Source organism: Lysinibacillus sp. FSL M8-0216 (assembly GCF_038595555.1).
In the GTDB taxonomy this organism is placed as follows: Bacteria; Bacillota; Bacilli; order Bacillales_A; family Planococcaceae; genus Lysinibacillus; species Lysinibacillus fusiformis.
Genome location: NZ_CP152007.1, coordinates 2,065,749 through 2,089,492, shown reverse-complemented (window position 1 = coordinate 2,089,492; position 23,744 = coordinate 2,065,749). Strand labels below are relative to the sequence as shown.

The following is a 23,744-nucleotide window of genomic DNA, read 5'->3' as shown; positions in this document are numbered from 1 at the left end:
AGAATCTTTTCTTCTACAATCAGGCTAGATTGTTGAAGAACATTCTTTTAAGAAAAATTTTCAAAGGGAGTGTAAAATTGGACCTATTACTTTGGATAACTATTGGTTTCATAATAATTGGATTTGTAGTTCTCACTTCTATGAAAAAAGGGATGGAAAGTAAGGTCACTTTTATAAAAGCAAATAGGGAAAACGAGGAAAATTCGTTAAAAGCTAATTCCGTCATTTGGTGGATATGGAGTTCCACTGCTTGGGGGATAGTGAGTATGTTTCTTGTTGTTTGGTGTCTTCATAATCATTTTAGATGAACCGCAGCGTAAGATAAGAAAAAGCCATTCTCTCTACAAGCGGAGAGAATGACTTTCCTTCATAAATCGCAATACTACAGATTACAGTTTTGCCCAACGTTCCTCTAACCAGTTCATAAATTGTTCACCTTTGTCGCCTTCATACGCATCAAAGACATCTAAACGCATACGTTTTAGTTTATCCGCAAAGTCTGCCACTGTATGGTCCTTCGGCAAGCTCTTTTTAACACGCAGGAAAATTTTATCTGTTCCTTTGATAATATCAAAACGTGCAGGAGATGGCTTCTCTACGTCCTCGCCAAGCGCCGCAAGTGCTTCATATGCTGCTACCTGCACCTTGTAGACAGTATCATGCTGCATACGATTTATTAATAAATCTATGATATTGTCATGTTGATAAGCCGATAACTTTTCGACTGCATCTAAACGCTCTCGCCAGCTAGATGTATAATTGGCCTGTTTTTTTAATGTTTCATACTGCTCAGGTAATGCTGTTTCAAACTGTTTCAAATAATTGCACCTCTTTTTTTAACTAGAGGAAAAATGATTTCTTTTTCTTCTGCTTCACTTATTATACGTTGTCTTGGTGAAAATAGCGATAATTCGTTAGTAAGGACACATACAGAAAGCTACATTAAGGTGAACCGTATTATAGGGTGCAATCGTTAAACAAGAAATATACTAATCATCTCCCCTAATCGGGCGAGATTCTGTAATAAGGATTAGCGCTCGTTTTCATTTGACCGAGTGCTATCGGACCTTCTGCTTTTTTATTTACCTATCCCCCTATTCTTCTTGTTATTATTAACATAAAGTTATAAAATCAGATGAAAAAGAAGGTCTTTTGATGTTAGAAAAATTAAATGTATTTCTCCAAAAATACATTGCGATCTTGACACCATTAAGTTTAATTTTAGGTGTATTATTAGAAAGCATAGGACAAAGCTTATTATTCCTCGTATCATGGCTATTTGCATTCATGACATTTTCAGGAAGCTTACATATGAAATTTAAAGATGTAAAAATCTTTGTGAAGCATCCCGGACTTATTATCTTCTCCATTATTTTTCTTCACCTATTCATGCCGTTATGGGCGTATTTCTTATCTACTGTTATCTTTGACGACCATTTGTTAACGGTCGGATTTGTTTTAGCGGTTGCACTTCCAACAGGCGTTACAAGTGTTATTTGGATCAATATTTGCAAAGGAAACTTACCGCTAGGCTTATCGATCATTTTAATCGATACGCTACTTTCTCCATTTATTCTCCCTTTCATTCTCTTCTTGGTGTCGGGTGAAAAAATTGAACTAGACGTTCTATCGCTTATACTTAGCTTACTCTTAATGATTGTCTTACCGACGATTGTAGGTATATTGGTAAATGAATGGTCAAAGGGAGAAATACCAAAAAAAATTGGAAAGAAGCTTGCGCCTTTTTCAAAGCTATGTTTATTTGCCGTTATTTTAATTAATAGCAGTGCGATTGCCCCATACTTGAAAGATTTTAATCTACACCTATTATTCGTTATATTATTAGTGTTTCTGCTTGCTGTTTCAGGCTATGTTTTCGCCTTTATCATTGGTCGTTATCTGCTAAAAGACTATTCACATATGGCTACCTTTGTCTATACTGGAGGGATGAGAAATATTGCCGTCGGGGTCATTGTGGCCACAACATACTTCCCAGGTAAAGTAGCAATGCCTGTCGTGTTTGGGATGTTATTTCAACAAGTGCTTGCTTCAATCTTTAGTAAAATGGTGATAAAAAGAACCGCTGTGATGGCTGACAATCAAGTTTCACATTAGGTGGGGTTTTCATGAAAAAAGTCATGATCCCTGTTATTTCTGTTTATGGGATAGGAGCTATTTTAGTTTTATTGATGCTACTCCTCCTTTATTGTTTTTTATCGTGTATCGAGCTTCATTCGCCAATCTAATGTTTAGGGAGGATGTTATGACTGTTAAAAATAGGAATTTCATTTGTTTCATTAGTGGCTTAGCATTATTTTTAGTAGGAGCCTATAAAATCTTTACCGATCACTTGGAAGCTATGTCCCTACTGGTAGCTTATATATTCTTCGTTTGTGGATTCATAGGGTCTGTTTTTAGTATTGTATCGTTATTTAGAACAGCTCGAAATTAGCGTAGCTACTCAATTGGAATAGCTTCTATGAAATTATAGACTTTTCCTTTATACTGATAAAAATATATGAATAGGATGGTGTGATCTAGATGATGTATGCTCCATTATTTGAACAGGACGTTCCAGCACTTCTTCTTCCTTAACGGTAGAAGCACTTTTTCTCCGTTAAGGACATAGGTAACTATGAAAACGGAGGAAAAAACATGAGAAATAAACTAATCGGCGCCTTCTTTTTATCGCTTGCGGCGAGCATTTGGGGCGCTATGTATGTAGTTGTCAAAGTTGTGGTGGAGGTCGTGCCACCGTTAGAGCTTGTTTGGATTCGTTATGTAATTGCCGTCTTGGCACTTGGTTTGATTGGCATTATAACGAAACAATCTTGGAAAATCGCCAAAAAGGATTGGCTCCTTATTTTTCTTGTCGGTCTCATAGGCAATACGATTTCGATTGTTACTCAAGAAATAGGTACCATGCTTTCCACTGCACAAATGGGTGCAATTATTACGGCTACAACACCTGCTATTATGGTTGTCTTTGCACGTGTCATTTTGAAGGAAGACATAACCTTAAAAAAATGCTTGTCTATTATCCTAGCAACGATTGGTGTCGGTGTCATTGTAGGCCATGGCGGAATTGATAGTACCCAACAATTAGGTGGACTCTACTTATTGCTCGCTGCCTTAACATGGGCATTGATGTCTGTTCTAGTAAAAAAAGTTCCAAGTCATTACTCTCAAATTGTGGTGACAACCTATTCTTCCTTCATTGCCGTCATCCTATTGACGCCATTTGTCATTCCAAGGTTAAAAGAGATGAATTTATCCATTGTTGTGCAGCCAACAATTTCAGGTGGCTTGCTCTATTTAGGTATTGTTTCAACTGCTGGTGGTTTTTTATTGTGGAATAAAGGGCTTCAACTAATGAATGCTTCTAGTGGGGGCTTATTTTTCTTCTTTCAGCCCGTTGTTGGTACATTTTTAGGCTGGCTCCTTTTAGGGGAGACGATTGGTCTTTCATTTTGGTTGGGCTCGCTTTTCATTTTTAGCGGTGTATTTATGGTCATTCGAGAAGAGTAAAAGAATGTGCGTTTCTATCTTGTATAGAGGCGCACTTTTTTAAATCCAGCTACTGGCGGTTATGCCGTTGTGTGTAGTCATGTTCCTACAGCTCGCCTCATATATTGCAACAGTTTAAAGGAGCTGATGATTTGATTACCCTTTTAGAATCCATAAAGGAACTATCATTTCTAGTTATACTTATTTCTAGTATGGTGTATTGCAGACATCTTAAATTAACAAAATGGAAAAGAAAACTGACGATTGGTGAATGGACAATGTATATCGTTACTTCCACCGCACTTTCTGTTTATGCCGTACTTTATTTTGCTTTTCTATTGGGAACAAAATAGATGAAAAAATAAAATGTTTCAACCTTAAAAACTATATAATTAGGTGGAAGACTTCATTTTAGGAGGGTTATTTTATGTTTCAAACAGTAGAGCATTTTTTACAATCTTGGACATTTGAAGCTACTGCTACGCAAAATTTACTCCACCAGCTTACCGATGAATCGCTTCATCAAGCAATAACGGCTGAACATTGGACTTTAGGACGTATCGCTTGGCATACTGTCACAGCTATTCGAATTATTTCCGTCAATACCGATCTAACCTTCGAGGCACCAGCAGAGGATTATCCTGTTCCCACTTCAGCTCAATTGATTGCAGATAGTTATCATCAAGCGAGTAATTCCTTTATTGAAGCAGTAAAAACACAATGGACAGACCAGACCATGAATGAAATGATTGAATTTATTGGTCAATCCATCCCTAACGGCTCTCTTTTATTATTTTTATTGCAACATCAAAGTCATCATCGTGGACAAATGACTGTGCTCATGCGACAAGCCGGCTTACCTGTTCCAGGCATTTACGGTCCTGCCAAAGAGGAATGGGCACAGTTCGGGTTGCAAACCCCCAAAATGTAATTGAAGCTAGACAAACAACATTCAAAGTGAGGTTGCCCATTGAAGGACAACCTCTTTTTTGAGAGCTTATTTAAGAGTAGCTAACCAATTATTTGTGTCTGCAATGGTTGGGTTTGCTAAATAATGGCCACCTTCAATTTGCATTGTTTGACCTGTCATAAATTTTGATTCGTCCGAGGCTAAAAATACCACTGCGTGACCGATATCATCTGCTTCACCATGGTATGGTAGGGCATTAAATTTAGAATAGATCGCTAGCATTTCATCTGGCATATTATTTTTTGCTGCTGGTGTTAAAATGAGACCTGGTGCGACCGCATTACAGCGAATTTTATCTTTCCCATATTGAGTGGCAATGTTTTTAGTCATATTTACCACTCCTGCCTTTGTAGCACCATAGGCTGTTCGGATTTGGTCACTAGCGAATGCAGCCATGGAAGCTGTGTTAATTATGGAGCCCCCACCTGCCTTTTGCATATGTGGAATCGCAAAACGACTTCCAAGTAAAATGGATTTTAAATTCACATTGACTAAACGATCCCATTCATCTAAGTCGATATTCACAACATCTAAATCCTTCTGCAAGTTTGTTAAACCAACATTGTTAAACAATACGGTTAATGTACCGTATTGTTCCACCGTGAAGTTCACTGCCGCTTCAATTGAAGAAGCATCCCCTGCATCAAGGAAAATCGCTGAAGCCTCGTAACCTTCTTTCACTAAAGAATGTGCTGCTTCTTGAGCACCCTCTATATTGAAATCAGCAATAACCACTTTTGCGCCTTCCTTGGCTAATAAGGTTGCTGCTGATAAACCAATTCCTGATGCGCCACCTGTTACTAATGCTACTTTATTTTGTACACGATTCATATTTAATTCCTCCTTATAACAAAAAAGAGCAACCCACTCCTTCTTTTCGGTTAATAGTTTAACATTAAACTATTTATTTTTAAACTAAAAAGACTAGCTCATTGATTACCTGCGCCATCTTTTTTTATGTTATATTTACATATATTACATAAAGAGGTGTTTATATGGAAAATAATAAAATGAATTGTAAAGCATGTGGAAACGATGCCTTTGCCTCAGGACAAATTGGCAGTTTCACGAGTGAAGGAAATATACGGCCGTTCGGTTCAATTATGGCTACTGGATCTCCACTTATTTTAACGTTTTGCACAAAGTGTGGGGAAGCTGCATCCATTAAAGTAGCTAAGCCGGAGAAATTTAAGTAAGATAGCGAGTATGCGAAAGATAAATAACGAGGTATATGCCTCCTCGATAGATAGTTAATGGTGGAAGATTGATGGCGTGTGACAATGCAAACACTTCAATCCTCCCCCTTTCTATGCAAGAAATAATTAATTATGCTATAATACATTGGAAAACCTCAAAGGGTCAACCAATTCTTGGCTGTAGCGAATAACCTCGCTACAGCTTTTTTATATGATCGTTTACTTATTTATTAACACAACTAAAAAAATAAAACGAGAGCATCCTTTCAAAAGAAGTGAAAATTGCTCCCGTTTTTATGTTTCCTTATTATTTTTCTTCCCCCATTGGTACGGCTTTTTCGACCAATTCCACAGCAAAATAAAGAGATATATGATGACCATCGTAATTATCATCATTGTCACGTTTTCGCCCCATGTAATAGATGCTTGTTTCCTCCATTGATTGATCGTTCTTACGATAAAGTAGGTAATTGGATAAATGAAATAACTTAATTGAGCCCGTTTCATGATTCAAACATTGACGTAAGCTTCATGATAGTTTTCCAATTACGAACCGTTGCGGGCATCTCGAGCTTGGGCAATTGTTGGCTAAGTTTGGCGTTGCGGATGCTCTTGTGAAATAAAAGATAAACCTCTCTGCCAATGATGACGCAACGCTCTTGATCATTTTCATATGATAAGTACTTACGACGATTTTCTTCTGTTGGGGTAGCAGGTAAAAAGGCAACATGTAGGCTTTCCCCAACTGCTGTGGCACTTGCTTCAGCGATGTCTTGCTGAGAAAATGGGCAATTGTCGACGATATGCTGAAGTTCCTCAGCGGTTCTAATGATGACTGTACTTGTCATTTCAAAATTCATTTGGATTGTTTCATGAATTTGCTTCTGCAAAACTTCCTCTAATTCGGTCGATTCAAAAAGGATATTTCCACTTTGAATATAGGTACGAATGTTTTGCAATCCTAGCGGTATAAGAGCTTCCCTTAAGTCAGCCATTTTTATTTTATTATGTCCACCTACATTAATCCCTCTTAGTAATGCTACGTAGTTCATCCTACACTCCCACCTTTCTCTACTCTCATTATAGCCATAATTATGGAATAATAGGGAAAAACTGCACCTTGGGAGTCCAAGTGCAGTTTAATCCTTATGCTAAACGCTCAATGTCCTTTATTAAACGCTCCACATTTTCTTTTTTTGTCGCCCAGCTTGTACAAAAGCGAACAACTGTATGTGTTTCATCGAATGTTTCCCAAACGGAGAATGAATATTTTTCGCCTAATGTCTTTAGTAAATCATTCGGCAAAATTGGGAATTGCTGATTGGTTTTCGAATCATAGCGTAATGCAAAGCCTTTATTGATAAATGCCTGTTGAATGAGCATGGCCATCTCTACCGCATGTTGGGCAATATCCAAATAAAGATGGTTCTCCAATAATGTTTCAAACTGAAGACCTAGTAATCTACCTTTTGCCAGTAGCCCACCTCTTTGTTTGATCATATAGCGAAAATCTCGTTGATAGGCAGGATTCACGATTACGACCGCTTCGCCAAATAATGCCCCCATTTTTGTACCACCTATATAAAATACATCGCAAAGCTGAGCGATATCTGCTAAAGATAAATCATTATCCTGTGCTACTAAACCATAGCCTAAACGAGCGCCATCTAGAAACAATGGCAATCCACAATCCCTGCAAACTTTACTTAATGCGGTTAATTCAGCTTTACTATATGTTGTTCCATTTTCTGTTGGATGAGATATGTACACTAAGCCCGGCTGTACCATATGTTCATGTGTGCTGTCTTGCCAGTGTGCGTCATAGCATGCTTTAACCTGTGCGGCTGTTAGTTTGCCATCATCACTAGGCAAAGTAAGCACTTTATGACCGGTCGCTTCAATTGCCCCCGTCTCATGGACAGCAATATGGCCTGTAGTTGCAGCAATAACGCCTTGATGAGGACGTAGGATGGAGGCGATTACAGTTGTATTCGTCTGCGTGCCACCAACTAAAAAATGAACGTCTGCCTGCTCAGCCGCTATCGCTTTTTTGATATACGCTCTAGCTTTTTCAGAATGCTCATCCATCCCATAACCTGGTGATTGCTCTTCATTGGTTTCCACTAATTTTTGCAAAATTTGCGGATGGGCACCTTCTGCATAATCATTTTCAAATCGTATCATATCTTTTCCCTCCAAATTCTCTCTGTATCTATCCCTTATTTTACAACCTTATGATGGTAATAATCTATGGTTAGTTAGTCGGAAGGAATTATTTAGCTTTGGAGGCTGCTAACAGAAAGTTGATCCACATTCAACCACAAGGAAAAACTACGGGCATAGATAATAAGAAGTAGTTCAGGACAATCGCTCTCAGCTTAACATATTGCTGTATATTCGCTATGCTCATTCCACCTCTATATCATCATTTTATTCATAATTTCTATTTGTTTAACTGTAAACTAACTGGTATACTTATTGTATCAATGCGCAGTAATGGGGCGAATTTATATCAAATATTGCCCTCACGCATAGTGTACAAGCCGACTTGTTTCACAAATCTCTGCCATCTGAAAATATTGAAAATGGAGAGGATAAGTATGTACAAAGAAGATCGGCTACCACAAAACGCAAAAGAGGGTATTTTATTTTTATTGATTATTTCAGTTATTTCTGTCAATACCATTGCACCCATTATTGTTGGGCTAGAGCGAGGTTTCAGTATAGCTGTATATATGGAGACACTAAAAATTATTCCTATTATGTGGGTCATTGTCATTTTATTAGTGAGAGCTGTTGCGGGTCCCTTAGTTGGAAAAATAATGTCTGTTATAATAGGCCCAACAGATGGGTTCAATGCACGCGTGCTATTGGATACATTATTAAATGTAACGGTATTGTCTATTTTTTTATCAATCATTGGTCCTTGGGTAGGCACCAAGCAAATTAGCTTAGAGCCTTTTCAACAATTTCTTCACATTTGGCCAAGGAATTTTGCTGTGGCCTTTTGGATTGAACTTTTATTAGCACAGCCTATTGCTCGACTTGCGATGAAAAAACTACACCAAAGACAGTCCATTCAAGCACATCAATTATAAATATGAATTTGCCTAATGATATTTGTGTATCATTAGGCTTTTTTAATGCTCTTCCATTCAACTCATTGATCAGTCCCCTGAAGGACCGCATGACGAATCAGGAGTTGTTGAACTATTGTCAGCACAATGATGGTTCTCCTGAATAGTAGTATGTGCATGATGCCCATGTAAATCGTTTGTTGAATGTAGTTCATGTATTTGCTCATTGGATTCGTTAGATTTTTTGCTAACATTACTGATGATGCTGACGACTACGATGATGCCAATAAATATAATAAAAAATTCCATTTTTACCACACCCCCCTCTTCCATTATAAAGATTATAACATTGCGTTGATAAAAAAATGATAGTTCTTAACATATGTAAAATTCCCCATTACCTCTTAAGAGGAAAGGTCGTTTTAGGAACCATTCTGAATGAATGGCTCTCTATTATTTTATGTGACGATTTAGTTCAACTTCTCTGGCTTTCGTCTATTTATGGTGAAATGACGGACAAAAATAATACCACAATCGAATGGATTGTGGTGTGTGAATTATGATTGAGATTTACGTGATGATGATTCGTTCGAACAATGAGTATCGTTTGAATTTTTCTTTTGTTCTTTTGTTAACGCATTATCTTCACGCACATCTAAATCATCTGGACTTAAATCTGTCGCTAATTCCGCCAACTCTGACTGACGTTTATATTGCTTGCCCTTTGTCAAAATGATCACCTCCAAGTAGTATTACATTGCCCTAATTGGTTTGATCTCATTCTTGGAAAGGTATGAAATAATCATTTGTAGCTATGCTAATTGAGGTACTGGCTGGTTCAAAAGATGGTGATATGCCTGTAAATCTTGCTCATATATTTTTTTATAGGTCGCTAGGCTATGTTGCCTTATATAATCAAATTCCTTATCACATACGAAGTGATGTTTACAATTGAGAGCCCAAGCATTTTCCCATGCTGTTTGCTCAAATTGAATATTCATGTCATGTTCTTCCAGCAACATAGATAACAGATGCTCATGAAGATAAATTTCCTGTAAGCTATGTTGTTTTTTCATTGTAAAAATTTCGATAGTACGTGGAAGCGAGGATTGTAATGCTTCACGATCCACCGCATGACCCAGTTCATGTAAGGTCATTGTTTTTACATACACTTCTAGTGATGGTGGATATTGCAACTCATTCTTTGCCTCAATTAAACGTTCAGCATCAAAGCCCACATAATCCCCAATAAAGTTATAACTCATATTTACGCCTGAGTGGTCCTGCTTTATGGTCATCGTCATGCCAACAGCCTGCACAACGGAGTTGATGATTTCATATAGTTCTTTCTCTTTAAGTTGTTTTGTCATGAACCGTCCTCATTTCCTCTGCAAACATTCTCATGTAACTATAATAGAAGCGGATTAAATATATACTACAAATCATATAAATTCAACCAATTCATCCTGTACATATAGAGGAAATGCTCAACAAAAAAAGGCGCTTGTAGTAAAAACTACAAACGCCTCGTGTGTGAAGGGTTTTATTTTATTTAACGTAATTAGCGATTATTGTTACTTCGGCGATTTTGGTTACTGTTGGTGTTGGTACTACGCTGTTTGCTGCGAGCCTCGCCGCCTTTGCGACCTATTTCTTCATAAAATTCCTCGCCGTGGTTGTCAGCTGTAGCTTCTCCACCCTTTTGACCAATCTCTTGATAAAATTCATGTCCATGATTTTTAGACGTAGCCTCGCCGCCCTTACGTCCTATTTCTTCATAAAAATCACGATCATGATTTTTGGAGGTAGCTTCTCCGCCTTTACGTCCCGCTTCTTCGACAGTCATGTTTTCATTGTTGTTTCTGTTGCGATTGTTTTGCTTGTTAGCCATTTTCTATTCCTCCTAATTATTTTTTGAGCTATTGACTAGCTCGCTATTTATATTCCCAGCTCCATCCTATCTAAACATCCTTTTTCAAAACAATGATTTTTCTATAGTTGTAGAACCTCTCAATGCTAGCGCTCATCAGGCTTTGAGCAAGCATATAAATTTAGCCATTCCAATATAATACTAATCTATAACATTGTAATTTTTTGAAGGAAGGGTGATGTGAAAATGACGATTTTGACAAAGCCATCTATTGGCTTAACACAATTTACGGACTTCACAATGAAGGGAAGTGCCGCCAAGACGAAGTTTGTGAAAGATATTAAATATCAGGGTGATTATCATCCAATTAAGGATTATTGGAAAGCGTTACGCGAGGGGTTAAAAAAATACCATGAGCATCATTTTAATGACTCCTACCTTCTCGATATTATAGACAATGCCCTCCCTGCTCGGCAGAAAAATTATCAAGAAGCGATTAAAGCTTATTTAAAATTTTTTAAAAACAAAAATGTGCAGTGGTTTGAACCAGGTAAATCTAATTGGGTTTGTGGTGACTTAATCGTGCGTTCAAACCCAGAGCTTGGTTTAATCATCGATGACATCCCCTACCTTATAAAATTATATTTCAAAGGAAAAAATGAACGCATTGATAAGCATAAATGTCGATCTGCCCTGACACTTCTAAAGGATTCCCACTATTCCGTTGAACATCCCGATTCTGTTAAGCATGCCATTTTAAATGTTCAAAAAGGTCGCTTAATTTCTGAGGATGAATCGACCGAGTATCACCAACTAGCTCTTGAAGCGGATGCAGCACAATTTATGTTTATTTGGAATAGGCTTTAAATCCATTCAACTATATTTGAATAGGGTATTTTTTATTCTAATCGCACGGAAAGCATAAGCAGCATCTCCTTCTCCAGACAAACTAGTTCAACCATGACAAAAGGACATTCCATATAGGATAATAAGGGATGGCGTTGAAATTAGATAAAAAGGAAGTGCTTCTATGAATGCAGAAATGGTCATGCAGGAGCTGGAGAAGCTAGGCAAAGAACGTACGAAGAAAATGTATATGTCGAATGGGGCACATGAGCCGGTTTTTGGCGTGGCAACTGGAGCGATGAAGCCGATTGCTAAAAAAATTAAAATCGATCAGGCTTTAGCAGATGAGCTTTATGCTACTGGCAACTATGATGCAATGTACTTTGCGGGTATCATTGCAGATCCAAAAACGATGACGGCGGCTGATTTTGATCGATGGATGGATTCTGCCTATTTTTATATGCTATCTGATTATGTAGTGGCAGTCACTTTAGCGGAATCCCCTATTGCACAAGAGGTAGCAGATGCATGGATTGCAAGTGGTGAGGAACTGAAAATGTCAGCGGGCTGGAGCTGCTATTGCTGGCTTTTAGGAAATCGCAAAGATAGCGAGTTTTCTGAGGGCAAATTAGCGAGGATGCTAGATGTTGTGAATAATACGATTCATACTGCACCCGAACGAACAAAATCTGCGATGAATAATTTTCTTTACACAGTCGCGATTTCCTATGTACCCCTTCACGAAAAGGCAGTGGCAACAGCGCAGGCAGTTGGTCCTGTGGAAATGAAGCGTGACAATAAAAAAAGCACGACATTGAATGCGTATGAAAACATTCAAAAGGAACTCGATCGAGGGAAGCTTGGTTTTAAACGGAAATATGTAAGATGTTAATGAATCATACTAAAAGGCATTGATCCAATATGGATGAGTGCTTTTTTAAATAAAAAAATGGATTATGGATAAATTTATTTTAGAATCTTTACCGCTGTCCTCCATCGCCTCTTACAAAAAATAGAGAAGTTAAAATGAACTAACTTCGTTTAAATCAAGTTGGCACTAATAATTGATCTGTTAGCACCTTCCATTTTGTGTTGTTTTTTAATACTAATTTACTATAAAAACATTCCAAATTTTACTTTTATATAGTATAATAATTACATATTTTGATAATAGGAGGATAAATATGAAAAAACTGGTCTTGTTTTTAGCGATGGTTACACTATTCTTCACTACTACCTCGATTGCTGATGCGCATCCAGGGCGTCTCGATAGCAATGGTGGGCATAATTGTTCTGATAAGTCAAAGGCAAAAGGTCTTTGTACAGGCTATCATTATCATAATGGGAATAGCGGCGGTGGTTCTTCCTCAGGTGGTCAAAGCAACTATACGCAGCCGACAACAGCAATACAAGCACCGGCATTGACAAAAGTAGCCGTTTATTTGAATAATGTAAAACAAAGCTATACGCCGAGCGCCTACATGAAAAATGGCACAACATTGGTACCGATGAAACCGATTTTTGAAGCACTTGGTGCAACAGTTTCTTATGATAGTGCTACTAAAAAAGTAACTGCGACGAAGGACAGCAAGAAAATTGTCATCGGCGTAGGTAACAAAACTGCTTATGTAGATGCAAATGGAACGACATCTACCATTAACCTTAGTCACCCTGCTGAAGTTTATCAAGGAACAACAATGGTACCTTTACGTTTTGTAAGTCAAGCTCTTGGCGCAGAGGTAACATTTGATGAAGCCAAATTAACGGTCTATATTACAACAAAATAATGGACAAGCAAAAAGCAGCTTCCCCTGAAGGATGCTGCTTTTTTAGTGTTGATTTAACTCGAACTGATATTTTTTATTAATTTTATTAGCAATTTTCTCTAAAAATGCAGCAACTGTCATATTTTCTACTTCATTTGTATACCATGCCAGTTTAGCACCATAATTTTTCTTATTATAATTTACTTCTAATGGCCAGAAGTTTTTAGTCTTATAAGTATAATCAAATTTGACATATAATTGCTTTCCCTCTGGACACTCCATGACTACGTTATATAACGGATTTTTTCGTTCCTGCTCAAATTTTACTTTTCTTATTTTTGTTAACATCCTAACCCCCGCCTCTCTTCTATTTATTTCGACAAAAGTTCTAAAAATCTAAAAAAAAGATAAAGCACGCTGTTTCAACGAACTTTATCCTTTCTATATTATAGCATAGTTATTTATTATCGACAAATTTATCGTAATATCGTTTGAGCATAGTAGCCATTTGCTCCCGCGTGAGAACGCCTGCTGGATTCATATTTTTACTACCATCTCCTCGGATAATACCTTCTTGAATGGCCCAATCCCATGCTTCTTTGTAAGATGCGCCTACTTCTCGGTCGGATTGTAAACTGGCTTTAGTAGCTAATAAGCTTTTTAAAGCCTCTATTTCCTGCTTCAACTCATTATATTGTGACACGGTTAACTCCTCCTCCAGGCCATTTTTTATATCTTGTTGGAACTGTGCTTCGGTAACACCCATACTCATTAAATAGGCAAACGGATCTTTGTGTGTGGTGCCGCCCAAATTATCGGCAATCCATCGATGGGATTTAATGCCGTTGCCAGTACCATCTAAAATAGTTGGTACCCCTGCTTCTATAGCCATTTTGCGCAATAACCAAATATAAGCCGCATAATCCTTTTTAAATTGTTCCTTATCGGAAGTCCGCGCTAGCTCTACTTGAGCATAGCTATACGGATTCCCTTTTGGTCCACAACCATATTGGACGCGGTTAACGGGTGCTATTTGCACAATGCGTCCACCTCCTCCTACCCAGTGAGAAACGAAGGCATTGGCTTTATTTCTATTCATATAGGCAATTTCATTTTCTAATGCGTTTGGACCTGTGTTTGTGCTGTTACCTGATTCATGTGCTACCACGTATTTGATGGCGGTGAGCGGCTGATTCGGTAAACCTGACATTATTTGCATTTCAATAACATAACTCATTATGCACCACCCTTTCCTATCATTTTTTTGCGAATGACAACCATGTTATTCATTAGTTATGTCGATTTTAGGGGAGAATCAACAACTAGTTATAGTGCGATATTCTAACTATTTGCCATGGTTGACTGATGGGGCTGAATGGGTGACTGCTCTATTTCACCTTTTTTGCTGCTACACATGTCAAGCTAATGACCGTGAATGATTGAAGAGAATAACATTCACTTATTCTAGTAAATGCAAGCTACACCATTTTTTCTAGTTATTTGTGCTCATGACTATTATTTAAAATGATGAATAAATGATCATTTCACTTCAACAGGTACATTGACAAAGGACAGCTCCATATAGTATTTTGTATCTTCTAAACTGATGGAAGGAGAGAGATAAAATGGTTGTAGAAAATATCATGAATCGATTAACTAGCTTACAAGGTTACACTGCTATTAATAAAATCGACAAAGGTTATTCCTCTGATACCAAATATGTTGTAACAGTTGATGATACACCTTATTTTGTACGGCTATCCGATCTCGCACACCACGACAAAAGGTGGATTGAGTTTACTTTGCTGCAGGACTTAGAGCTACAGGGAGTTCAAACACATAAGGCCATTGAATATATGGTCCTCCCTGACAACGATCTTTCAACGATGGTTATGAGCTATTTAATAGGCACCCCTGCGGATGAAATCATTCCTCACCTTTCGGACACAGAGCAGTTCCATCTCGGTCTTGCGGCTGGGAAAGAATTAAGAAAAATTCATCAGGTGAAAGCTCCAAAAACTGTCCAATGGGAGACGTTACAAAAAGAGAAATTTACCAATTATTTACAAGCCTATCAACAGGATTCTTATCAAATTCCGCAAGAAGCTAAATTATTGAGCTTTATCGAAGAACATTGGCCGCTATTAAGACAACGTCCTATTACGCTGCTTCATGATGATTACCATCTTGGTCACATTATTTGTCACCAAAACAGCTTCAATGGGGTTATTGATTTCAATGGCTATGATGCCGGCGATCCCTATCATGATTTTTATAATCTAGCCCTGTTTAGTAGACGGCATAGCGTCCCCTATTGCGTCGGGCAAATAAATGGGTATTTCACACAGCCACCAGATGATCAGTTTTGGCGCCTTTATGCCTTATATGCCGCGATGAATGTCATTGCAACTATTGCTTGGACACGCCAATATGATCCGCAATCGTTTGACGATGCATTAGCCAGAATTCAGCTAATTTTGGAGGATCATGCTTACTTTTCATCTGTGAAGCCTTTATGGTATGCCGAAAATTAGGACGTTTAACCACTTTCGAGCAGCGCTAATATTTTTTGTCGTTCTGCTTCAAAATTAATGGTTGGCTGCTGTGGCCGTTCCTCTTCATGACGATGATGAAACCACTGCGGAATAATCTCTTGACGTCTATTGGCTGGAATGTCCGTCACTTTTATCTTCTTGGCCTGAAAGCGCCTTTGATCTGAAGCAATATCTGCCATGGTCTTTAGTTGTTTATGATGCCAATTTCGCAATATCTTCTCAACATACCGCCAGCGCAATACATTGTGTTCTACAGCTAGCTTCATCGCATGAATGACGATTTCCTCTGAAAAAATGGTAAGCCAGGAATGAATTTTTGCCGTTATATACGCCGACAGTGAGCCAAAGCCTTGTTGTTCGTAAAAGTAGTCGGCTGTATGTGATTGTTGATCATCATCTTTATTTTTTAGTAATTGGTTATTTAGTAATTTATTATTTAGTTGTGTGGGCTTTTCCGTTTGTGGTGCGTCCGTTGACGGATAACCCGTTGACGGCCGGGCAGCACGTTTTGATACTTCAAAAACGACAAATTCCACCTTGCTGAATTTCCCATCCTTTGTTCGCTCCTGCACCTTTTGAAGATAACCTGCCAAAATCAGTTCATTGATAATGCTAGCAGTTGCTTCACGTCCGCATTTACTACGTGTCGCTAAATCAGTCAGACAAAAATCCCAATCATCTGGTAATGACAGCATATAGGCAAGTAAACCCTTTGCCTTCCAACTTAATTGATCATCATTTAAAAAGCCCTTGTCCAATACGACAAAATTTTCGTTCTTTACTACTCTGTAGATCATAGCTACCCCTCTCCCCTACAATTAATCTCTGTACTATCTATATAAACGGGCATGCTGTAAAAGGGGACAATTTTTCTAATTCACTAAAATTTGTGGTCGTTTTCAGAGAATGGCCTTCTGCATACATATACAGCAAAAAAGACACTTACCATTTAGTAAGTGCCTCTGCTAGGCTAACTGCCCATTTTGCGGCCTTGTTTATTCGTACAGTTCTTTATAAATAATAACTTTTAATGCAGCTATTTCTTCATCTGATAATTTTCCTTCTACCTGTTGCAATGCTTCTTCCTTTGTCATGGAGCCATCTTGTAATTTCACACGAATATCATTGAGCTCTGTAATGCCAACCTTTTGAATGATTACTTTCGTAGCATCTTCTTTTGATGTAAACGGTAACGTACTACTATCAACCGTTTTCGCCTCTTCCATATAGGCTTTTAACTCCGGATCATTTTCAATCGTATTTTTTATTTCTTCCATTTGTCCACTATTCTCTAATTCTGTTGAAAGTGTATTGACAATTTTTTCGGACGCAAATTTCGTGCCAAAATGTAATACACCATAGCCAACTATACCAATGAGAATAATAAAAACAACTAACCATTTAATGAATCTCAAAATCGCTTCACTCCTTTATCCACGTTCATCATACTATATGGAGTGGGGTATTGAGAAACAATTCTCCCTAGAAATTATGTAAAAAAACCCCATTCAACGATGAGGCTTTTATTTGACGTATTTCAAATACTTGCGGACAAATTCTACAATATAAAGTACTTCTTCATCCGTCATGCCTACAAGATTGCAAACACGTTGCAGTCTAGCGGGTGAAGTTAATTGTTGGCGAACTTGATGGATATACATGTATTTGCATTTACGCGGATTGACCTTATCCCGTATTTGCTTGTATCGAAGATATGCATAGCGTGCAAAGGCATTAAGCATCTCCCGCTCCTGCTCATCACGTTCCTTTTTTCTAGCAGCTTCATCAATTATATCCGTTTCAAACGTCCGTGTACCATCTGTTAATTGCATAGTACCACCTCTCTATTGCAAATGTACTTTTACTTATTAAATGCAACAAAAAAAGCCACACCTAGGGTAGATGTGACACTTTTATTGATTATCTATGTAAAGATTATTAAGAGCGCTTTCTTTTTTGATCTCGTTTCTTCAAAATATAGCGTGTAATCCCAAGAGTGATAACAATTTCATTTATTAATAAAAATTGAAAACCATTGGGTGTTGCGTTTCGCCAATCATAGATGCCCCAAATGATGAGTGTGAAGAGAACAACTGCAAGTGTATATCTAGATGCTTCTGAATAATAATCTTTTTCTTTATCCAAGGTACACATCATCCTTTCAATTGAGCTGGTATGATCACATATAATACGCAAAGATAGCGACAATAATATTTGGTAATGCTAACAATAAAGCATTATTCATCATATGATTGCGTTCGTCCCTATCTTCTTTTGTTGCTGTTGCAAAATTAGCCCGCATTCTATCCCCACTCCCCATCGAACCTGACACCAACAGAGTGAATATTATGAATATTCCACCTACCAATCCAGAAAGTAAATGCGCTTTTTCTGTACCCCATATTAGGATTGAAAATACTACACCTAGGATGGACAATATTGTTCCGATGCCTACATATTTCATTTCCGCCCCCCTTTACTTTAGTATACGATTGAGGCTTCATTTTCGTTTCAATAAATCCAAAATTTTCATATTTACTACATCAACTATATAATATAAAGAGGAATTTGCTTTATTTTGTAAATTATTGTAATGTACGAAGTCGTCTTGTTGTTTTCTACTAAGCCCACTTTGTAGAGGGAGAAAAAATTTCTGTAGTAATAGTTCGCTTATGTATATCGGCTTCTTCCCCATTATTGCTTGCAGCTATTTGTGATAAATGACATAGATTTTACAAAGATTAAGAAAGGTGTAGATACGATTGAAAAAAGAAATTGGTACATTGCTATTGTTAAGTACAGTTATATTTTCAGGATGCCAATCAGATCAAAAAGATGATCCAACAGAAGAACGAATTTCGAAGGAAGCCCACAGCCCAACACATATAGATGCCACATTAATTGGGGCCTCTGACCATAAAGAAGTAAAACTGTATAAGAATGGAGAGAGCGTAAAGCTAGAGATTAATGGGAAGGTGAAGGACTTTAATTGGAACAACCCTGGTGATACAGGAACCGAGCCACAAGTGTTTTACATAGATATGACGGAGGATGGCAAAGAAGAAGCTGTTATCATCATTCAAACTGGCAGAGGAACTGGGCTAGATAATTATGATATTCATATAGTAGATCAGGACTTACAAGAAATAAAGGTCCCTCATTATGAGGAAATTGTTGCTCAACATATTGAGTCAAACGTTGTGAAAAAGGATCATGAAACATTAACGATTACGGGCCAAGCACTGGGCAAGGAATATCACTTGGACTATCATGTCGATCCAGAGCTAGAATTACAGCAGGATGAACTAGGTTTTGGTGGGATAACGATTTACTATTTAGAAAATCAAAAGATAAAATTGACCCTTGCGGCTAGTGTCTTTCCTATAAATGTGGCTGATTTCCACATTACCTATAAATTCGATCATACGAAGAACGAATTTATGGTCGATCAAATAAAAGTAGCACCTATTCAACAATAAATGACAGCCGTATATTTTCAACCTATTATTTATTCGTATAGGATACGCTGCAAACGTTCATAGTAAGTATGGTATGAAACTTATACCGAATCATACGACGGAGGGATCAATTTTATGAATAATGTTCGTGAAGGTTTAATCCCAACTATTCTCGGGTCGGCTGTCACAGCGGCAGGATATGCCATGAAGCAAAAGCATGGCTCTAATAAAATGGTGGCCAACACCATTTTTGGCTTTGGTTTAGCTCATATTGTGTTAGGAGCTATTGACCTGGTAGAGCATCGTCGTTAAGAAAAGAAGGGCACTCTATGTGCTCTTCTTTTTTATTTTGAATAATTTCCCACATAATGTTAGCATGATAATATAGTTGACATGAAGGAGAGTTGAATAATGGCCACATTTGAAGATTTTACAGCGCTTGATCTACGAGTTGGTACGGTCTTGGAAGCACAGGAGCTACCAAAAGCACGTGTTCCAGCAATAAAAATGAACATCGATTTTGGTGAAGAGCTCGGTATTAAACAGTCTTCCGCCCAAATTACAAAACGTTATACGCCAGAGGAAATGGTCGGAAAGCAAGTCGTAGCAATTGTTAATTTCCCCCCACGCCGCGTTGCCGGTTTTAAGTCAGAGGTGTTAGTCATTGGTGGAGTGCCAGGTGAGGGAGACGTCATCCTGTTAACACCTGATCAGCATGTACCCAATGGAACAAAAATACATTAAAGAGCCATGCATTATGCAAGAGGCTCTTTTTTGTGAATGGGTATCCATATTTCACTTGTAAAGGTTGGTGATGAAAAATCGGTGCTCGCAAGACTGACAATTTCAGGGCCAGCAACCTGTTCATAGCTGGAAGATGGAAACCACTCAGCATAAATGCGGCCCCACGTCTCCTGAAGTGTTTGCGGGAAAGGTCCGACCACTGTAAAGACAGCCCATGTATTCGCTGGGACAGCAAGTTGGCAAAAGCGCCCAGGGATTGTTGCTGTAGTAGCCACGCCAATATAATGATCGAGTTCTCCCTTTTGCTCCATTCGCCCCTCTGAAAAATTTGTAGAAGCTTGGATGATGCCCTTAGGCTCCACATTAAGTTGCTCAATATCTGTGGTTGTTAGGGATTGCGCCAATTTCACAATGTCCGGATTTTCTCCCTGAAAAATAATCGGTACGCGTTTCATCAAACCAACGATGCGAAAGGCTTCCTTTTGCTCGAGTCGGTAATTCATTTCAATTCCTCCTTGGATGGTCAATTGGAAGGTCATCCGTGGAAAAGCTTTGAATGTTTGGCCAGTTTGCCTCGCCTCAGAAGGTGTAATCCCATGTAAGTGCTGAAAGGCTCTTGTAAAAGCATCTGCTGAGCTATAACCATACATAACTGCTATATCGAGGATTCTCAAAGAGGCGTTCGACAATTCAAGAGCGGCCAGTGTCAAACGTCTCCGACGAATGTATTCGGAGAGCGAGATGCCTGCGAGAAATGAAAACATTCGTTTAAAGTGATACTCAGAACAATACGCTCTACTTGCCACTTCCTTCATATCAATGTCATTGGTCAAATTGGCCTCAATATAGGCAATCGCTTCATTCAGTCGTGTGCATGAATCCACTTGAATAACCTCCCTTTTCACAACAATAGCAAGAATAGAATTGAGTCATCCGACATATTGTGCCCGATTTAGTCGCCATTCAAAAAAATAATCTATCGAACAGGCAGATAACTAACTTTCGAAGTTACTTTCACATACATATAATAGTGTAAAGCTAATTTTAGCCTTACACCTCCTGACTTGATACTTAGGGTCACTGCTCGCACAGTGGCCCTATGAATAAGAAGGATTAAGCATAGCTTGCATTCCATTTTTTGGAGCAAAAAATGTGTTACTGCTTTCCATTTCTGAAAAAACTCCATCCCTTTGGACAAGCTTTTGCTCTATCATAACGTCTTCTATGTAGTAGTTTGATCATCAAGAACGTATAAGAAATGACCAAGAACTAAAATTCTTGGTCATTATTATGTTAGCGGTAGGTTGAATGGCTAGGTTCAAATAAGTCTTCGTCTGAATGACGCACCAGCGAGAAATGGTCAACATTGTAATGACCGTGTAATATGTCATTATGATGTGCGATCATGGCTTCTGGTACTAAATGCTTGGAGCCGTTCGTCGAATGTCCATCAGCGACAACTGTGACATCGAAGCCGTGAACAGTGGCTGATCTGACGGCAGTATCCACACAATGCTCGGTTTTACACCCCATCATTACCAAATGCTGCACGTCATGATCCTTTAAATACTCCAGCAGCCCAGTTTTGTAGAATGCATTGGTAGCGAGTTTGTCAAAAAAGACAGCTGATATTGGAACATGGATTTTTTTATGTACTTGAAAGCCATCTCCCTCTCCACCAGCCACATCTTGATCACGAACAAAAATAATTTGAACATTTTCCTCGATAGCCTTTTTAATTACCTTATTGATGGTCTCTAGTAATTCTTCTTTGCGATAAACAGCTTGTTCCTCCTGATTACCTTCTATCAGTTCTTGCTGTGCATCAATCACAACTAACGCTTGTTTCAAACGCATCTCTCCTTTTTCAGTTACTAACCATACTTTACCATAAAGGAGGACTAATCTTTATTATTTTTTTACCTTAGAAACGGTTATGCCATCCCCAATGGGTAAAAGAATTGACTCCAATTGTGGGTGGTTCGCCACCAGACGATTAAATTTCTTCATGATGGCTGTATATCGTTTTGGTGTCACTTCTGGGTCTGCAACACTACCCGCTGCTAATACATTATCCGTGACAATTAATGCATCAGTATTTGCTAGTTTTATACAATATGCTAAATAATGCTCGTAATTTTCCTTATCCGCGTCAATAAAGAAAAAATCAAAGCGTTTTCCATCAGCTACAAGCTTTTCAAGGCTTTCAAGGGCAGGCCCAGTGAGATAGGTCACTTGTTCAGCAAAGCCTGCATTGGCAAGATTTTGTGCAGCTAACTGTGCATATTTTTCCTCTAATTCTAGTGAGGTTAATGCGCCCTCATCTGCCATTCCTCTCGCTAGACAGATGCCACTATAACCACCTAATGCACCGATTTCTAAAATATCCTGAGCCCCTGTAAGCGATACGAGCATCGTCAATAGCTTTCCTGATGAAGGAGAAACAGAAATGGCTGGCATACCTTGTTCCGTAATGGAAGCTATGACATTCTCAAGAATGGGGTCCTGCTGGGCAAATACCGTATCAATATAGTTATTCACTTTTTTCATGCACAGAATCTCCTTCTTCTATCTGTGAATGATCAACTGCAGTTTCTACTGTTTCGCTTTCATGTATATCAAACAGCTGGCTAAATTCTTGGATCACCATATCAATGGCCTTTAACTCACCTACTAAAATTTGCTGAATGGATTGAAACTCGGGCTTTTCTAATTGCTGTTTAATCGTTGCACGTTTCACATTTAACATTTCTAAAAAGGCAATGGCTCTCCCTCTTCGGAACGTTTTTGCTCCACGTGATGCCGTTCCCTCCATTCCTCTGTGACGACCACCTCGATGATGACCTTCCTTCATATGCTCTCTAAAACCTGAACCTCTCATTCATTAAACACTCCCTTTGTATACAAACGTATACGTTAATTTAAAGTTATTGTATACAAGTGTATACGATAAGTCAATTAACATATTGCTTTCATCGTTCAACATATACTAGGGATACCGATTACTTTTGAAATGGAGGTACGTGTATTGAAAAGAGTCATAAAATATGTTTTGGCGATTGGCACATTATTGATACTGTCAGGCATATTTTTAATTGGTGCGCAATCTCACTATAATCAGAAGGAAATTAAAATTGCGAGTAAACTTTGTCTTGAAAATGGCGGACATCCTAAAATCATTCGTGATTATTTGGCCCTTAACTACTCCTTTTCATGTCAAAAGGATTGAGGTTTTACATAAGATAGATACTCCAGTCATTTTTAACTATCGTTCGGACAAAAGGCTAGCTGGAAAATATACTTTCCATATATGTATAGAATTATGAAATCCCTCGGTCATAAAAAGATAGAAACGACTATCATTTATATGGAGAAGGTGTTGGAGACAGAACAGCATGCTATTCATGAATGGGAAGCGGAGAATTTTAGTGGTTATATCTAAAAATTTTAGATTTGGTTGTTGTTTGTTTGATTAACTAATTTTTCAATAATTAGAGTAAAAAAAAATAGTTGCTCCTATTTCTACATCTATGGAGGTATTCCCGCAGTTCCATCATAGTATATTGTTATTGTTGCCTGTCTTAAGTTTTGTAATTATTTGTAATTCGTTTGCAAAATATATAGGATTTGAAATTATTTAATTCAAAGGAAATCCACTACTTTCTAAATTAATTTTGTGATTTCCATACACCTGCAAATAACATTTTATAGCATGCACGCAATAAAGAAATATATACAACAAATACATCAATTTA

General features: G+C 38.0%; 33 protein-coding genes. 14 read left to right on the top strand and 19 right to left on the bottom strand.

The window, feature by feature from the left end:
* The first annotated feature begins 77 nt into the window (after window positions 1-77).
* Window positions 78-308: a hypothetical protein gene (locus MKX57_RS10125; RefSeq protein ID WP_043989880.1), complete on the top strand. Its 231-nt coding sequence runs from the start codon at window positions 78-80 to the stop codon at window positions 306-308.
* An 81-nt stretch (window positions 309-389) separates the two neighbouring features.
* Here MKX57_RS10125 and MKX57_RS10120 read toward each other — a convergent pair whose 3' ends face one another.
* Entirely contained in the window at window positions 390-818 is a 429-nt protein-coding gene (locus MKX57_RS10120) for a HEAT repeat domain-containing protein (protein WP_008175129.1), read from the bottom strand.
* A gap of 337 nt (window positions 819-1,155) precedes the next feature.
* On the opposite strand from MKX57_RS10120, the gene MKX57_RS10115 reads away from it, so the two are divergent.
* The 3 genes from MKX57_RS10115 (at window position 1,156) to MKX57_RS10105 (ending at window position 4,438) form a co-directional block, all read left to right on the top strand.
* The gene (locus MKX57_RS10115) at window positions 1,156-2,115 is read left to right on the top strand and encodes a bile acid:sodium symporter (protein ID WP_008175130.1); all 960 of its coding nucleotides are present in this window, start codon (window positions 1,156-1,158) and stop codon (window positions 2,113-2,115) included.
* A gap of 540 nt (window positions 2,116-2,655) precedes the next feature.
* Window positions 2,656-3,528 carry a DMT family transporter gene (locus MKX57_RS10110; protein WP_342550999.1) on the top strand — a complete coding sequence of 291 codons (873 nt, stop codon included), beginning with the start codon at window positions 2,656-2,658 and terminating at the stop codon, window positions 3,526-3,528.
* 406 nt (window positions 3,529-3,934) lie between these two features.
* Window positions 3,935-4,438 (top strand): DinB family protein, encoded by a 504-nt coding sequence (locus MKX57_RS10105; protein WP_107921908.1) that lies wholly within the window; start codon window positions 3,935-3,937, stop codon window positions 4,436-4,438.
* Window positions 4,439-4,504: 66 nt separating this feature from the next.
* On the opposite strand, the gene MKX57_RS10100 is transcribed toward MKX57_RS10105, so the two are convergent.
* Window positions 4,505-5,308, bottom strand: coding sequence for an SDR family NAD(P)-dependent oxidoreductase (locus MKX57_RS10100; protein WP_008175135.1), 804 nt, complete (start codon window positions 5,306-5,308; stop codon window positions 4,505-4,507).
* A 164-nt stretch (window positions 5,309-5,472) separates the two neighbouring features.
* Here MKX57_RS10100 and MKX57_RS10095 point away from each other — a divergent pair, with 164 nt between their 5' ends.
* Entirely contained in the window at window positions 5,473-5,673 is a 201-nt protein-coding gene (locus MKX57_RS10095) for a hypothetical protein (protein ID WP_008175136.1), read from the top strand.
* Between the two features lie 307 nt (window positions 5,674-5,980).
* Here MKX57_RS10095 and MKX57_RS10090 read toward each other — a convergent pair whose 3' ends face one another.
* From MKX57_RS10090 to MKX57_RS10080, 3 genes are all read right to left on the bottom strand, one after another.
* Entirely contained in the window at window positions 5,981-6,187 is a 207-nt protein-coding gene (locus tag MKX57_RS10090) for a hypothetical protein (protein ID WP_171364765.1), read from the bottom strand.
* Window positions 6,177-6,725, bottom strand: a complete 549-nt coding sequence (locus MKX57_RS10085; RefSeq protein ID WP_008175139.1) for a DUF1697 domain-containing protein — start codon at window positions 6,723-6,725, stop codon at window positions 6,177-6,179. Before MKX57_RS10085 ends, MKX57_RS10090 begins: the two co-directional genes overlap by 11 nt.
* Before the next feature lie 94 nt (window positions 6,726-6,819).
* Window positions 6,820-7,857, bottom strand: a complete 1,038-nt coding sequence (locus MKX57_RS10080) for a low specificity L-threonine aldolase (protein ID WP_043989882.1) — start codon at window positions 7,855-7,857, stop codon at window positions 6,820-6,822.
* A 416-nt stretch (window positions 7,858-8,273) separates the two neighbouring features.
* On the opposite strand from MKX57_RS10080, the gene MKX57_RS10075 reads away from it, so the two are divergent.
* Entirely contained in the window at window positions 8,274-8,771 is a 498-nt protein-coding gene (locus tag MKX57_RS10075) for a hypothetical protein (RefSeq protein ID WP_008175141.1), read from the top strand.
* A gap of 536 nt (window positions 8,772-9,307) precedes the next feature.
* On the opposite strand, the gene MKX57_RS10070 is transcribed toward MKX57_RS10075, so the two are convergent.
* The 3 genes from MKX57_RS10070 to MKX57_RS10060 all read right to left on the bottom strand — a co-directional run bounded on the left by MKX57_RS10070 (window position 9,308) and on the right by MKX57_RS10060 (window position 10,641).
* Window positions 9,308-9,490 (bottom strand): hypothetical protein, encoded by a 183-nt coding sequence (locus MKX57_RS10070; protein ID WP_230584799.1) that lies wholly within the window; start codon window positions 9,488-9,490, stop codon window positions 9,308-9,310.
* Window positions 9,491-9,562: 72 nt separating this feature from the next.
* Window positions 9,563-10,120, bottom strand: a complete 558-nt coding sequence (locus MKX57_RS10065) for a hypothetical protein (protein WP_008175146.1) — start codon at window positions 10,118-10,120, stop codon at window positions 9,563-9,565.
* Between the two features lie 191 nt (window positions 10,121-10,311).
* The gene (locus MKX57_RS10060; protein WP_107921905.1) at window positions 10,312-10,641 is read right to left on the bottom strand and encodes a general stress protein; all 330 of its coding nucleotides are present in this window, start codon (window positions 10,639-10,641) and stop codon (window positions 10,312-10,314) included.
* Window positions 10,642-10,866: 225 nt separating this feature from the next.
* Between MKX57_RS10060 and MKX57_RS10055 the strand changes: the two genes are divergently transcribed.
* The 3 genes from MKX57_RS10055 to MKX57_RS10045 all read left to right on the top strand — a co-directional run bounded on the left by MKX57_RS10055 (window position 10,867) and on the right by MKX57_RS10045 (window position 13,253).
* Window positions 10,867-11,487: a hypothetical protein gene (locus MKX57_RS10055; protein ID WP_008175149.1), complete on the top strand. Its 621-nt coding sequence runs from the start codon at window positions 10,867-10,869 to the stop codon at window positions 11,485-11,487.
* A gap of 163 nt (window positions 11,488-11,650) precedes the next feature.
* Complete coding sequence (locus MKX57_RS10050; RefSeq protein WP_008175150.1) at window positions 11,651-12,358, top strand: DNA alkylation repair protein; 708 nt, start codon at window positions 11,651-11,653, stop codon at window positions 12,356-12,358.
* A gap of 292 nt (window positions 12,359-12,650) precedes the next feature.
* Window positions 12,651-13,253, top strand: coding sequence for a copper amine oxidase N-terminal domain-containing protein (locus tag MKX57_RS10045; RefSeq protein WP_089984699.1), 603 nt, complete (start codon window positions 12,651-12,653; stop codon window positions 13,251-13,253).
* A gap of 42 nt (window positions 13,254-13,295) precedes the next feature.
* Here MKX57_RS10045 and MKX57_RS10040 read toward each other — a convergent pair whose 3' ends face one another.
* Both MKX57_RS10040 and MKX57_RS10035 read right to left on the bottom strand, forming a co-directional pair.
* Window positions 13,296-13,580, bottom strand: a complete 285-nt coding sequence (locus MKX57_RS10040) for a hypothetical protein (RefSeq protein ID WP_008179733.1) — start codon at window positions 13,578-13,580, stop codon at window positions 13,296-13,298.
* 109 nt (window positions 13,581-13,689) lie between these two features.
* Window positions 13,690-14,469 carry an N-acetylmuramoyl-L-alanine amidase gene (locus MKX57_RS10035; protein WP_008179735.1) on the bottom strand — a complete coding sequence of 260 codons (780 nt, stop codon included), beginning with the start codon at window positions 14,467-14,469 and terminating at the stop codon, window positions 13,690-13,692.
* Window positions 14,470-14,857: 388 nt separating this feature from the next.
* Between MKX57_RS10035 and MKX57_RS10030 the strand changes: the two genes are divergently transcribed.
* The gene (locus MKX57_RS10030) at window positions 14,858-15,766 is read left to right on the top strand and encodes a phosphotransferase (protein WP_008179737.1); all 909 of its coding nucleotides are present in this window, start codon (window positions 14,858-14,860) and stop codon (window positions 15,764-15,766) included.
* Between the two features lie 5 nt (window positions 15,767-15,771).
* On the opposite strand, the gene MKX57_RS10025 is transcribed toward MKX57_RS10030, so the two are convergent.
* The 5 genes from MKX57_RS10025 to MKX57_RS10005 form a co-directional block, all read right to left on the bottom strand.
* On the bottom strand, window positions 15,772-16,584 hold the full coding sequence (locus MKX57_RS10025) for a DnaD domain protein (protein WP_089984704.1): 813 nt from the start codon (window positions 16,582-16,584) through the stop codon (window positions 15,772-15,774).
* 198 nt (window positions 16,585-16,782) lie between these two features.
* A complete protein-coding gene (locus tag MKX57_RS10020) occupies window positions 16,783-17,202 on the bottom strand; it encodes a hypothetical protein (RefSeq protein WP_008179741.1) in 420 nt (139 codons plus the stop codon).
* A 108-nt stretch (window positions 17,203-17,310) separates the two neighbouring features.
* The gene (locus tag MKX57_RS10015; protein WP_008179743.1) at window positions 17,311-17,619 is read right to left on the bottom strand and encodes a hypothetical protein; all 309 of its coding nucleotides are present in this window, start codon (window positions 17,617-17,619) and stop codon (window positions 17,311-17,313) included.
* Window positions 17,620-17,725: 106 nt separating this feature from the next.
* Window positions 17,726-17,941: a hypothetical protein gene (locus MKX57_RS10010; RefSeq protein WP_237068775.1), complete on the bottom strand. Its 216-nt coding sequence runs from the start codon at window positions 17,939-17,941 to the stop codon at window positions 17,726-17,728.
* Window positions 17,942-17,966: 25 nt separating this feature from the next.
* Window positions 17,967-18,251, bottom strand: coding sequence for a DUF5316 domain-containing protein (locus MKX57_RS10005; RefSeq protein WP_239355053.1), 285 nt, complete (start codon window positions 18,249-18,251; stop codon window positions 17,967-17,969).
* A 298-nt stretch (window positions 18,252-18,549) separates the two neighbouring features.
* On the opposite strand from MKX57_RS10005, the gene MKX57_RS10000 reads away from it, so the two are divergent.
* From MKX57_RS10000 to csaA, 3 genes are all read left to right on the top strand, one after another.
* Window positions 18,550-19,266: a hypothetical protein gene (locus MKX57_RS10000; RefSeq protein ID WP_089984706.1), complete on the top strand. Its 717-nt coding sequence runs from the start codon at window positions 18,550-18,552 to the stop codon at window positions 19,264-19,266.
* A gap of 114 nt (window positions 19,267-19,380) precedes the next feature.
* Window positions 19,381-19,557 (top strand): hypothetical protein, encoded by a 177-nt coding sequence (locus MKX57_RS09995; RefSeq protein ID WP_008179752.1) that lies wholly within the window; start codon window positions 19,381-19,383, stop codon window positions 19,555-19,557.
* Between the two features lie 99 nt (window positions 19,558-19,656).
* Entirely contained in the window at window positions 19,657-19,989 is a 333-nt protein-coding gene (csaA, locus tag MKX57_RS09990; protein WP_008179754.1) for a chaperone CsaA, read from the top strand.
* An 11-nt stretch (window positions 19,990-20,000) separates the two neighbouring features.
* On the opposite strand, the gene MKX57_RS09985 is transcribed toward csaA, so the two are convergent.
* From MKX57_RS09985 to MKX57_RS09970, 4 genes are all read right to left on the bottom strand, one after another.
* A complete protein-coding gene (locus tag MKX57_RS09985; RefSeq protein ID WP_342550998.1) occupies window positions 20,001-20,873 on the bottom strand; it encodes an AraC family transcriptional regulator in 873 nt (290 codons plus the stop codon).
* 409 nt (window positions 20,874-21,282) lie between these two features.
* Window positions 21,283-21,840 carry an isochorismatase family protein gene (locus tag MKX57_RS09980; RefSeq protein WP_090001687.1) on the bottom strand — a complete coding sequence of 186 codons (558 nt, stop codon included), beginning with the start codon at window positions 21,838-21,840 and terminating at the stop codon, window positions 21,283-21,285.
* Between the two features lie 60 nt (window positions 21,841-21,900).
* Window positions 21,901-22,539, bottom strand: coding sequence for an O-methyltransferase (locus MKX57_RS09975; protein WP_089984711.1), 639 nt, complete (start codon window positions 22,537-22,539; stop codon window positions 21,901-21,903).
* Window positions 22,523-22,870, bottom strand: coding sequence for a hypothetical protein (locus tag MKX57_RS09970; protein ID WP_342550997.1), 348 nt, complete (start codon window positions 22,868-22,870; stop codon window positions 22,523-22,525). The genes MKX57_RS09975 and MKX57_RS09970 overlap by 17 nt, the downstream gene beginning before the upstream one ends.
* Before the next feature lie 147 nt (window positions 22,871-23,017).
* Here MKX57_RS09970 and MKX57_RS09965 point away from each other — a divergent pair, with 147 nt between their 5' ends.
* Window positions 23,018-23,218 carry a hypothetical protein gene (locus MKX57_RS09965; protein ID WP_036125393.1) on the top strand — a complete coding sequence of 67 codons (201 nt, stop codon included), beginning with the start codon at window positions 23,018-23,020 and terminating at the stop codon, window positions 23,216-23,218.
* Window positions 23,219-23,744 lie beyond the last annotated feature (526 nt).